The sequence below is a fragment of the Streptomyces sp. NPDC058985 genome (assembly GCF_042740985.1).
Classification (GTDB): domain Bacteria; phylum Actinomycetota; class Actinomycetes; order Streptomycetales; family Streptomycetaceae; genus Streptomyces.
The window spans coordinates 1-11,915 of sequence record NZ_JBHYJX010000025.1 but is presented as its reverse complement, the minus strand read 5'-3'; the positions used below and the strand labels follow the sequence as shown (position 1 = coordinate 11,915).

General features: G+C 75.0%; 9 protein-coding genes. All 9 read left to right on the top strand.

Going from position 1 to position 11,915, the window contains the following annotated elements; translation table 11 throughout:
* Complete coding sequence (locus ACFW01_RS21975; protein WP_234955966.1) at positions 1-918, top strand: dienelactone hydrolase family protein; 918 nt, start codon at positions 1-3, stop codon at positions 916-918.
* A gap of 194 nt (positions 919-1,112) precedes the next feature.
* A complete protein-coding gene (locus ACFW01_RS21970; protein WP_384505755.1) occupies positions 1,113-3,845 on the top strand; it encodes a LuxR C-terminal-related transcriptional regulator in 2,733 nt (910 codons plus the stop codon).
* A 118-nt stretch (positions 3,846-3,963) separates the two neighbouring features.
* Positions 3,964-5,226, top strand: a complete 1,263-nt coding sequence (locus ACFW01_RS21965; protein WP_384505752.1) for a PucR family transcriptional regulator — start codon at positions 3,964-3,966, stop codon at positions 5,224-5,226.
* A gap of 797 nt (positions 5,227-6,023) precedes the next feature.
* A complete protein-coding gene (locus ACFW01_RS21960) occupies positions 6,024-6,806 on the top strand; it encodes an ABC transporter ATP-binding protein (protein ID WP_234955969.1) in 783 nt (260 codons plus the stop codon).
* Positions 6,803-7,591, top strand: coding sequence for an ABC transporter ATP-binding protein (locus ACFW01_RS21955; RefSeq protein ID WP_234955970.1), 789 nt, complete (start codon positions 6,803-6,805; stop codon positions 7,589-7,591). Before ACFW01_RS21960 ends, ACFW01_RS21955 begins: the two co-directional genes overlap by 4 nt.
* Positions 7,588-8,487 (top strand): branched-chain amino acid ABC transporter permease, encoded by a 900-nt coding sequence (locus ACFW01_RS21950; protein WP_234955971.1) that lies wholly within the window; start codon positions 7,588-7,590, stop codon positions 8,485-8,487. Before ACFW01_RS21955 ends, ACFW01_RS21950 begins: the two co-directional genes overlap by 4 nt.
* Positions 8,480-9,625, top strand: a complete 1,146-nt coding sequence (locus ACFW01_RS21945; RefSeq protein ID WP_234955972.1) for a branched-chain amino acid ABC transporter permease — start codon at positions 8,480-8,482, stop codon at positions 9,623-9,625. The genes ACFW01_RS21950 and ACFW01_RS21945 overlap by 8 nt, the downstream gene beginning before the upstream one ends.
* The gene (locus ACFW01_RS21940; protein WP_234955973.1) at positions 9,622-10,902 is read left to right on the top strand and encodes an ABC transporter substrate-binding protein; all 1,281 of its coding nucleotides are present in this window, start codon (positions 9,622-9,624) and stop codon (positions 10,900-10,902) included. Before ACFW01_RS21945 ends, ACFW01_RS21940 begins: the two co-directional genes overlap by 4 nt.
* Before the next feature lie 146 nt (positions 10,903-11,048).
* Positions 11,049-11,867, top strand: a complete 819-nt coding sequence (locus ACFW01_RS21935; protein WP_384505747.1) for an SAM-dependent methyltransferase — start codon at positions 11,049-11,051, stop codon at positions 11,865-11,867.
* The last annotated feature ends 48 nt before the right edge of the window (positions 11,868-11,915 follow it).

Sequence of the window (11,915 nt, the reverse complement as noted above, 5' to 3'; positions counted from 1 at the left end):
GTGCAGCAGAACCCCCACACCCACGCCGCGCCCGGGTTCCGTAGCGCCCGGCGGCGGCTCGCCGGACTCGCGGCGTCCGTGACCGCCGTCCTCGCGCTCGGCACCCTCACCGGGCCCGGCGCCCAGGCCGCCGACAACCCCTACGAGCGCGGCCCGGCCCCCACCGAGTCCAGCATCGAGGCACTGCGCGGGCCGTACTCCGTGGCGGACACCAGCGTCTCCTCGCTCGCGGTGACCGGCTTCGGCGGCGGCACCATCTACTACCCGACCAGCACCAGCGACGGCACGTTCGGCGCCGTCGTGATCTCGCCCGGCTTCACCGCGTACGAGTCCTCCATCTCCTGGCTCGGCGCACGGCTGGCCTCGCAGGGCTTCGTCGTCTTCACCATCGACACCAACACCACCCTCGACCAGCCCGCCTCCCGCGGCCGGCAACTGCTCGCCGCCCTGGACTACCTGACCGAACGCAGCTCCGTGCGCAGCCGGGTCGACAGCAGCCGGCTCGGCGTCATGGGCCACTCGATGGGCGGCGGCGGCAGCCTGGAGGCCGCCAAGTCCCGGCCGTCGCTGCAGGCGGCGATCCCGCTCACCCCCTGGAACACGGACAAGAGCTGGCCCGAGGTCAGCACACCCACGCTGATCTTCGGCGCCGACGGCGACACGATCGCCCCGGTGTCCTCCCACGCCCAGCCCTTCTACTCCAGCCTGCCGTCCGGGACGGACCGCGCCTACCTGGAGCTGAACAACGCCTCGCACTTCTCGCCGAACTCGTCGAACACGACGATCGCGAAGTACAGCATTTCCTGGCTCAAGCGGTTCATCGACAACGACACCCGCTACGAGCAGTTCCTGTGCCCGCTGCCCCGCCCGAGCCTGACCATCGAGGAGTACCGGGGCAACTGCCCGCACGGTTCCTGACGGTCCGTCCGGTACCGGCCGGCGGTGGTCGCGGGGACGTCGCGGCCGCCGCCGGTCCGCTGTGCCGGGGCACGACCCCGGCTCCGGCCCGTTGGGCGCCGGCACACCGGTGCAGGTGGCAGGGCCGACGTGCCGTCCGGCGACTGCGGACCGATGCCTTCCGCACCAGGTTACGCGCGCGTAACCTCCCGGGGATGACCGGAGAGACGACCGTACGTACGGCCGCGCTGATCCACGGCCGGAGCGCGCAACAGGACACGGTGCGCGCGCTGTTGGACGGGCTGCCCGCCCAGGGCGGCCACCTCGTGCTGACCGGCGAACCCGGACTGGGCCGGACCACCCTGCTCCAGTGGGCCGCCCGCTCCTTCCGGGCCGGTCCCGTACTGCGCCTCGGGCCCGGACCCGGAACGGACACCCCCGCCACTGCCGAGCACCTGCTCGACACTCTGCGGCAAGTGCCCGGCCCGGCCCCGGTGCTCGTGTGCGTGGACGACGCCCACCTGTGGGACACCCCGGCCCGGACCGAGCTGAGCCGCGCGACGCAGCGCCTGCGACCCGACGGCCCGACCGGAGTCCTCCTCACCGTCGCCGGACACCGGGCCGTCGACCCGGACTTCGCCCACCTGCCCGTCGTCCGCCTGGACCCGCTGAGCCCGCCGGATGCCGCCGACCTGCTCGACGACCTGACCGACGGCGCCGTGGCGCCGGCCGTCCGCGAACGGCTCCTGGCCGAGGCCGAGGGCAACCCGGCCCTGCTGCACGCCCTGGTCCGCCGGCTGTCACCCGCCGAACTGCGCGGGCACCTGCCCCTGCCCGGCCCGCTGGCCGACGCGGCGACCCTCGCCGAGGTGGCGGGCGACGCGCCGACCGGCCCGTGCGGCGACACGCGGGACCTGCTGCTGACGGTGGCGGCCGCCGTGCGGGCGTCGGACGGGCCGGACGCCGACGCCGGGCTGGTCCTCGACGCCGTACGCCGCCTGCGCCCGGAGCCCGGGCCCGGCCCCCGTCCGGCGCCGTTGCCCGACGAACTCGCCCTGACCGGCGACCGGCTGCGCTTCCACGGCGCGCTGGTCCGCCGCGCGGTCCTCGCCACCGCCGCGCCGGACCGGCGCCGCGCCGCGCACCGCGCACTGGCCGACGTACTGGAGACGGGCGGCGACCTGCTTCCGGCGCTGCTGCACCGGTCCTGGTCACTGGCACCGGCACCCGCACCCCGGCTCGCGGACCGGCTGGCGGCGGCGGCCGACGACACGGTCTCCGCGCCCTATGGGCTGCGCGCGACGGCCTACGCCCGTGCCGCCGAGCTGACGGCCGACGCGGCCACGCGCGCCGAGCGGTACACGGCCGCTGCCGAGCAGGCCCTGCTCGCCGGTCGCCCCGAGCGGGCCCGCCCGCTGCTCACGGCCGCCCGCGACAGCGCCGCCCCCGCCGCTGTCCGGGGCCGCGCCGAACTGGTGCGGGGACTGACGGAACTGCGGGACGGCCCCGTCGGTGACGCCCACCAGTCCCTGCTGCTGGCCGCCTCCCTCCTCGCCCCCGACGACCCCACCGCCGCCGACACCGCCACCCTGGCCGCCGCCGACGCGGCCTGGGCGGCGGGCGACCTGCCGGCGTGCCTGGCGGCACTCGCGCCGGAGCCGCGGAACAGCCTCCCCGTCCACCCGAACCCCGCACCCCTGCGCGCCGCGGGCCACCTCGCAGCCGTCGTGCGTGAGCACCGCGTCGGTATGCGGGCGATGCTCGAAGGGCGGATCGACCGGGCCGTCGCGCCGCTCGGGCAGGTGGTGGAGCGGGGGAGGACCGACGACCGCCCCGAAGGGCTGCTGCGATCGGCGGCGGCCGCGCTGCTGCTCGGGGACGTGGAGGCCGCCCGCCGGGGCGGGGCCCGGGCGCTGGCCGCCGCCCGCCGGCTCGGGTCGGACGCGCTGGTGCCGCAGGCGCTGGAGTACCTCGCCTACGCCGAACTCCGCGCCGGGCGGCACCCGCAGGCCCGCACCCACGCGGAGGAGGGACTGCGTACCGCCCTGCGCGCCGGACAGCGCAACACCGCCGCCCACCACCGGGCGGTCCTCGCCCTCGCCGCGTCGATCGAGGAGGAGCCGGACGTCGTCGCCCGGCACGTCACCGCCGCGCTGGACACCGCCCGGCGCCACGGACTGGCCCAGGTGGCCACCCTCGCGGAGTGGGCGACGGCCCGGGCCGACCTCGGCCGGGGACGCCCCTTCGACGCCGCCGACCGGCTCGGTCTCCTCGTCCTGCCGGGACCCGGACGCGGTCACTTCGCGGTGTGGCGGCTCGCGGTGCCGTGCTTCGTGGAGGCCGCCGTCCTCGCCGGACGCCACGAGGAGACCCGCGAGGTGCTCACGGACTTCGCGGGCTGGGCGGCGTTCGGCGCCGACCCGCAGGCCGCCGCCCAACTGGCCCGCTGCCACGCCCTCCTCGCCCCGCCGGACCGCGCGGACGGCCTCTACCGGCACGCCCTCGCCCGGCACGACGAGGCGGGCGGCGACTTCGAACGGGCCCGCACCGCGCTGCTCCACGGCAAGTGGCTGCGGCGCCGCCGCAGACCCCGCGAGGCCCGCGGCCGGCTCGGCACCGCGCTGGCCGGCTTCGACCGGTGCGGCGCCGGAGTGTGGGCGGCGCAGGCGCGCGGCGAGCTGCGCGCGCTGGGGGCGCTGTCGGACAGCGCGGACACCGGAACACTCACCCGGCTCACGCCCCAGCAACTGCGCATCGCGCGGCACGTCGCCGAGGGCGCCACCAACAGGGAGGTCGCCCTGACCCTGGCGGTCAGCACCCGCACCGTCGACTACCACCTCCGCAAGGTCTTCGCCGCGCTCGGCGTACGCTCCCGCCTGGAGCTGGCCCGCCTGGTCGAGCAGGCCGAACAGGCCGAACCCGTCGAAAAGACCGGTGCACGCCCCTAGGGACCGACCGGACGGTATGCCATCCTTCGGGGCAGGACGAGTCAGGGGGCAGGCCCGGCGCGGGCGGGACGGTCCGCCGCGGGGCACCTCCGCGAGCCCTGCCCTGGGGAGGACCGCGATGCAGCACGCCGTACGGTCACGAGCAGCGATCCGCATCGGGCTGACGCCCGTTCCACGCCCGCGGACACCGAGCGTCGCGTCGTTGATGGACGCCGACGCCATACGCGTCCTGCACCGGGCCGCCCGCGCCCTGCTCGACGACCTGCCCGACCTCACCGACCGGCTGGTGGCCCTGCTGGAGGAACAGGAACCGGCGTACCGCACGGCCCTCACCAGGGATCCCTCGGCGACCTGGCAGGAGGCCCACCGGTCGCTGCGGCACAGCGTGGCCTCGCTGCTCGACCCGCGCGGCGCGCGGGACGCCGCCCGGCGCTGCTCCTGGCGGATCGGCGCCGCCCGCGCGGAACAGGGCCTTCCGCTGGACGCCCTGCTGCACGCCTTCCGCCTCGGCGGCTCTCTGGTGTGGCAGCGGCTGGTCGAGGAGACGTCCAGGACCGCGCCGGAGGACGTCCGCCTGCTCGTGCACGTGGCCGCCGACGTGTGGAACTTCGTCGACGAGCACTGCACGCTCGTCGCGGACGCCTACCGGCAGACCGAGTGGCAGCTCGGCCGGCGCCGCGAGAACCGGGCCCGGCTGCTGGCGGCCGGCCTGCTCGACGGCACCAGCCGCATCGCCGACCTGCCGGAGGCTGCCCAGGCGCTGGGCCTGCCGGAACAGGGCCGGTACGTCGTGGTCGCGGTCACCGGAGGACCGACCGCCCGTCCCGACGCGGCCCGCGCCGCCGGCCTGCCGCCGGGCACCCGCGTCCACTGGCACGCGGGGGCGGAGGTCGACTACGGCATCGTCCTGGCGGACGCCGACGAGGGGCTCCCCGAACCGCACAGCCCCTTCCCCGGCCTGCGTATCGGAGTCGGCAGCCCGGTCGACGGGCTCGCCGCCGTCGGCGACGCCCGCAGGTTCGCGGACACCGCCCTGGAGATCTGCCCGCCGTCCGGCGGCACGGTGCTGCTGGCCGACGAGCTTCCCGCCGCCCTGGTCGTCTCCAGCCCCGAGCTGGGCCGGGCCCTCGCGGACCGGGTGCTGGGCCCCCTGCTCCGCCTGGAGGCCGCCGACCGCGAGGTGCTGCTCGACACCCTCACCACGTGGCTGGACTGCGACGGTTCGGCCCAGCGGGCCGGCGAACGCCTCTACTGCCACCGCAACACGGTCCTCAACCGCCTCCGCCGCTGCGAACAACTGACCGGCCGCTCCCTGGCCCGCCCGGCCGACGTCGTCGAGATCAGCCTGGCGCTGACGGCACGACAGGTACTCCACGCCTGACCCGGGCGAGCCCGAACCCAGCACGGACGGTGGGCGTGGCGGCGGCGTCGACCGTCCACCACGCACCACCTCACCGTTCCACCGAGGCGGCCCCCCGAACGGCGGGCCGGCCGCTCCGCTCGGTCCCACGGCCCCGCGCGTCGGAAGCGACCACGGCTCCCGCCGCGCGATCGGGCACGCCGCCTCCCGGCGGCAGCCCTGCCCGCTCACGGCCCCCGCGGCCCATTCCGCCCCCGCCCACGGGCGGACCCCACCCGCCTCACCGCCACCGCAGCCCCGCTCGCTCCCACAGCCCGCAGCCGCGCCCGCGCCCGCCAGCCCCGTGGGCCCCCGGGCTTCCGTCGCGCGGACGGTCGAGCCCCGCTGCCGCCAGGGCGCTCCGGCCTGTTTCCGCAGCCCGCAGCCGCGCCTGCGTCGGCCAGCTCCGTGGGCCGCCCGGGCTTCTGTCGCGCGGACGGTCGAGTCGCGCTCCCGCCACCGCGCTCCGCCCTGTTCCCGAAGCCCACAGCCGCGTCCGCGCCCGCCAGCCCTGCGGCCCCCCGGCTTCTATCGCGCGGACGCCCGAGCCGCGCTCCCGCCACCGCGCTCCCGCCCGTTCCCGCAGCCCCACCCGCCCCACCACCCCGCACCCCTGCCGCCCCCCCCGCCTGGGCATCCGCACAGAGTCTCCGCCCCCGGACTGGGACGCCGCAGCGACCCGGCCCGGGTGCCCTGTACGGGCACCCGTGTCCGTGCTGTCGTGAGCTCCCCCCATTCACCCGTCACCGTGCCGATTCGGCCGGTCCCTAGGAGCCGCGATGCCCGCAGCACCACCGGACGGTGCGCCCGCGCTGCACGTCGAGAGCCTCGACGTGACGTACGGGCGCGCGCTGTCCGCCCTCCGCTCCGTGTCCCTGACCGTCCCGCACGGCGCCGTCGTCGCGCTCCTCGGTGCCAACGGCGCCGGCAAGACGACGCTGCTGCGGGCCGTCTCGGGCACTCTGCGCCTGCACCGAGGGGCGATCACGGCCGGCCGTGTCCGCTACGGCGACACGGCACTCGACGGCCGGGACCCGGTAGCCGCCGTACGCGCCGGAGTCGTCCAGGTGCCCGAGGGCAGGCGGGTGTTCGCCGGACTCACCGTCGACGAGAACCTGCGGGCCGGCGGGCTCGGCCTCGGCCGGCGCGCCCCGGCCCAGGTCCGCGAGGGCAGGGACCGCGTCTTCGCGCTCTTCCCCCGGCTCGCCGAACGCCCCCGCCAGGCCGCCGGCCTGCTGTCCGGCGGGGAGCAGCAGATGCTGGCCATCGGCCGCGCCCTGATGGCCGCGCCCCGCCTGCTCCTCCTGGACGAACCCTCCCTCGGCCTCGCCCCGATGATGGTGGACCGCATCGCCGACGTCGTCCGCGAGATCAACGCCCAGGGCACCGCCGTCCTGCTCGTCGAACAGAACGCCGGCATGGCCCTGTCCCTCGCCGAAGAGGCGTACGTCCTGGAGGTCGGTGAGGTCCGGCTCTCCGGCCCCGCCGCGGAACTCGCCCGGACCGACGCCGTACGCCGCCTCTACCTGGGCGAGACCACCGACGACCAGGGGGCCGCGTGACCGCCCCCGACGCGCTCCACGTGCGGGGCGTGACCGTGCGCTTCGCCGGACTCGTCGCCCTCGACGACGTCTCCTTCACCGTCGCCCCCGGCACCCTGCACGCCGTCATCGGCCCCAACGGCGCCGGCAAGTCCACCTGCTTCAACGTCCTGTCGGGTCTGTACCGCCCCGCCACCGGCACCGTACGGCTCGGCGACGCCGAGCTGACGCGCCTCGCCCCGCACCGCATCGCGGCGCTCGGCGTGGCCCGCACCTTCCAGAACATCGTCACCACGCAGGGCACCGTCGCCGACAACCTGATGCTCGGCCGCCACGCCCTGTCCCGCGCCGGTTTCGCCGCCAGCGCCCTGCGGCTGCCGCGCGCCGTGCGCGAACAGCGCGAGCATCTCGCCAAGGCCCGGGAGATCGCCGAACTCGTCGGTCTCGAAGCCCACTTCACCTCGCCCGTCGCCCTGCTCTCCTACGGCGACCGCAAGCGCGTCGAACTCGCCCGCGCCCTCTGTCTGGAGCCCCGTGTCCTGCTGCTCGACGAACCCGTGGCCGGCATGAACGCCGCCGAACGCGCCCGCATGACCGAGGTCGTCCGGGAGATCCGTGCCGAACTCGGCCTCTCCGTCGTCCTGGTCGAACACGACATGGGACTGGTGATGCGGCTCGCCGACGAGGTCACCGTCCTCGACTTCGGCAAGGCCATCGCCCACGGCACCCCCGACGAGGTCCGGCGCGACCCCGAGGTGCTGCGCGCCTACCTCGGCACCGGCACCACCGGGGAGGACGCGGCATGAGCGGCTTCCTCGACAACCTCCTCAACGGCCTCGCCCTCGGCTCCGTCTACGCCCTGATCGCGCTCGGCTTCGTCACCATCTTCAAGGCGTCCGGCGTGCTGAACTTCGCCCACGGCTCCCTGCTGCTCCTCGGCGGCTACCTCGTCGCCGTCCTCCACGACGACCTCGGCTTCGCCGGGGCGCTGGCCGTTGCGGTCCTCGTGACGGCGGCCGTGGCGGGGGCGCTGGACCGACTGCTGCTCCAGCCGGTCGGCGGCGGCGACCCGCACGCCTCGCACGTCCAGACCATCGTCACCATCGGCATCGACATCGTCCTGGTCACCGACCTGGCCCGGCGCATCGGCGGCGACCTGCTGCCGCTCGGCGACCCCTGGGGCGACGCCGTGACCGACCTCGGCCCGGTGACCGTGGCCGACAGCCGCGTCGCCGCGATCCTGGTCTCCGCCCTCGCCATCGGCGGCGCCTTCGCCCTCTTCCGCTTCACCTCGTGGGGCCTCTCGCTGCGCGCCGCCGCCGAGGACTCGGAGGCCGCCGCCCTGATGGGCGTACGGCTGACCCGGGTGCGCACCGCCGCCTGGTGCCTGGCCGGCGGCCTCGCCGCGCTCGCCGCGGTCTTCCTGGTCGCCTTCCCGGCACCCGGTCTCGAGCGCACCACCGGGCAGATCGCCCTGAAGGCCTTCCCGGCCGCCATCCTCGGCGGCATGGCCTCACCGGTCGGCGCCCTCGTCGGCAGCATGCTGATCGGCCTCACCGAGGCGTTCGTCGCCGGCTACCAGTCCGACCTGCACGTCCTCGGCGAGGGCTTCGGCGACGTCGCGCCGTACGCCGTGATGGTGCTGGTCCTGCTGGTGCGCCCCGCCGGACTCTTCGCGGCGAAGGGAGCGGCCCGTGTCTGACCGACTCTCCGGTCTCCTCCGACGCGGCGGCCTCCTGCTGCCCGTCCTCCTCCTGTGCGCGCTGCCGTTCTACCTGGACGCCTTCTGGCTGCGCATCGGCCTGTTCTCCATGGCCGCGGCCATCGGAGCCGTCGGGCTCGGCCTGCTCAGCGGCACCGCCGGCCAGCTCTCCCTCGGGCACGCCTTCTTCCTCGCGGTCGGCGCGTACGGGTACGTGTGGCTGGCGGGCGAGCCCGGCCCCGGGCTGCCGCCCTCCCTCGCCGCGCTGCTCGCCGTACTCCTGGCCGGGGCGGCCGGCGGTCTGTTCAGTCCCGTCGCCGGCCGGGTCAAGGGCATCTACCTGGGCGTGGCCACCCTCGCCCTGGTCTTCCTCGGCCACCACGTCCTGCTCACCGCGGACTCGGTCACCGGCGGCTTCAACGGGCGCTCGGTGCCGCCGCTGGAGCTGGGCGGCTTCACCTTCGCCGAGACCGACCCCGAACTGACGGTCCTGGGCGTGCCGTTCGGCGCCGAGGAACGGCTCTGGTACCTGGGCCTGGTGCTGTTCGCCGTCACCTGGTTCACCGCCCGCGGACTGCTGCGCGGGCGACCCGGCCGCGCCCTGGTGGCGCTGCGCGACAGCGAGACCGCGGCGTCGGTGATGGGCGTGCACGTGGCGCGGTACCGCTCGGCGGCGTTCGTCGTCTCCTCCATGTACGCGGGCCTGGCCGGCGTCCTGCTCGCGCTCTCCTTCCGCCGCGTCGTCCCCGACTACTTCTCCCTCGCCCTGTCGGTCGACTACCTCGCCATGATCGTCATCGGCGGACTCGGCTCGGTCGCCGGAGCCACCGCGGGAGCCGTCTTCGTCACCGCGCTGCCCCTCCTGATGACCCGCTACGCCGACCAGTTGCCGCTGGTGGCGACCCCGGGTTCCGGCGGCGGCTCGATCGGCCCGACCGAGGCGTCCCGCTACCTCTACGGCGCCGCGATCGTCGTGATCCTCCTCTACGCCCCCGACGGCCTGCACGGCCTGGCCCGGCGCACCCGCGCCCGCCTGCGCCGCCGGCCGTCCGCCACCGCCCCGCCCGACGGCGGGTCCCCGCCCTCCTCCCCGACCACCACCGCCAACGCCGCACGAGCCAAGGAGCACACCCCGTGAACGTCACGCACCCCAGGCCCCGCACCGCCCGGACCGCCGCCCTGGCGGCGGCACTGGCCGCCGTGCTGCTCGCGGGCACCGCCTGCAGCTCCAAGGCGGACGGCCAAGGCACCGACGACGCCGCGGACGGCGTCAAGACCGGTCCCGGCGTCAGCGAGAAGACCATCAAGCTGGGCGCGCTCACCGACCTCACCGGCCCCTACGCCACCCTCGGCAAGAGCATCGTGCAGGCCCAGCAGATGTGGGCCGACGAGACCAACGCCGCGGGCGGCATCTGCGGGAGACAGGTCGAGATCGTCGTCAAGGACCACGGCTACGACGTGCAGAAGGCGGTCACCGCCTACGCCGACATCAACCCGGACGTCGTCGCCCTGCCCCAGGTCATCGGCTCGCCGGTGGTCGCGGCCCTGCTGGACGACATCGAGCGGGACCACATGCTGACCTTCCCGCAGGCCTGGGCCGCCTCCCTGCTGGGGAGGGACTCCGTGCAGGTCCTGGGCACCACCTACGACCTCGACATGATCGCCGCCGTCGACTTCCTGACCCGCACCAAGAAGCTCGCCAAGGGCGACACCATCGGCCACGTGTACTTCGAGGGCGACTACGGGACCAACGCCCTGGAGGGCTCCGAGTGGGCCGCCGAGGAGGCGGGGATGAAGGTGGTCGGGCAGAAGATCAAGGCCACGGACACCGATCTGTCCGCGCAGGTCTCCGCGTTGAGCAAGGCCGGGGTCAAGGCGGTGCTGATCAGCGCGGGCCCCGCGCAGACCGCCTCGCTGGCCGGCGTGGCGGCCGCCCGCGGCCTGAAGGTGCCGATCGTCAGCAGTGCCCCCGGCTACGCCCCGCAGCTGATGAAGACGCCCGCGGCGGCGGCCCTGGCGGCCATGGTCCACGTGGTCAGCGCGGCACCGGCGGTCAGCTCCGACCTGCCGGGCGTGAAGAAGATGGTCGCCGACTACGGCAAGAAGTACCCCGGGGAACTGGTCGACTCCGGCGTGCTCTCCGGCTACAACGCCGCCAAACTGATGGGCGCCGACCTGAAGAAGGCGTGTGAGGGCGGCAGCCTCGCCCGCGAGGACGTCGTCAAGGCGCACCGCTCGCAGAAGAACGCGGACACCGGTCTCGGCACCCCGCAGGACTTCACCCTCGTGACCGCGCCCGCCAGCCGGGAGACGTACGTCCTGAAGCCCGACGCGAAGGCCGTCGGCGCACTGGTCGGCGTGGAGGAGGCCCACAAGGCCCCCGGCGCGGACGCGTACCTGGCCGCCCGCGGCTGATGGAACGGGTGGCCGTCAACTCCGCTGCTCGGCAACGGGTTTGACGGCCACTTGATCAGACCCCTGGTTTCGCTGACCACCCGGTCTCTAGGATGTACTCTCTGTCATGCCAGTCCAGTTGGCGCCCGTACGGAGCTGGGGGAACGATGCAAGCCGACAAGCGGTTGTCCACGGAGATCGACTCCAATGTGCCCACGGCCGCACGGATGTACGACTACTACCTGGGCGGCAAGGACAACTACGCGGCCGACCGGGCCGCGGTCGGTGAGCTCGACAAGGTGGTGCCCAGTACGCGCCGCCTCGCCCTCAACAACCGGCGCTTCCTCCAGCGGGTGGTCAGGACCCTCGCGCAGGACTACGGCGTCCGCCAGTTCCTCGACCACGGATCCGGCCTGCCCACGCAGGACAACGTGCACCAGGTCGCCCAGCGCGTCGCCCCGGACTCCCGCGTCGTCTACGTGGACAACGACCCGATGGTGCTGGTCCACGGCCGGGCCCTGCTCGACCAGAACGACCATACCGCCGTCATCCATGCCGACATGCGGTCGACGGAGGAGATCTTCTCCCACCCGGAGACCCAGCGGTTGATCGACTTCTCGCAGCCGGTCGCCGTGCTGTTCAACTCGGTCTTCCACTGCATCCCGGACAGCGACACCGACGGTCCCCAGGCGGTCGTCCGCCGTGTCACCGAGCGGCTCGTCCCCGGCAGCTACGCGGTGATGTGCCAGCTGGTCAGCGAGGACGCCGAGGTGCGCAAGTTCGTCACGGACTTCATGGACCAGGCGACGCAGGGACACTGGGGGCGGGTCCGCGAGCCCAAGGACGTCGAGGCGTACTTCGAGGGCATGGAGATCCTGGAGCCCGGCCTGGTCGAGGTCTCCACCTGGCGTCCGGACACCGAGGTGGCGCCCCGTCAGCTCACCGACGAGTGGATCGAGTTCGGCGGCCTGGGCCGCCTGCGCTGACCCGCCGGGACGGCACGGAGGAGGGGCCCCGCACACCATGTGCGGGGC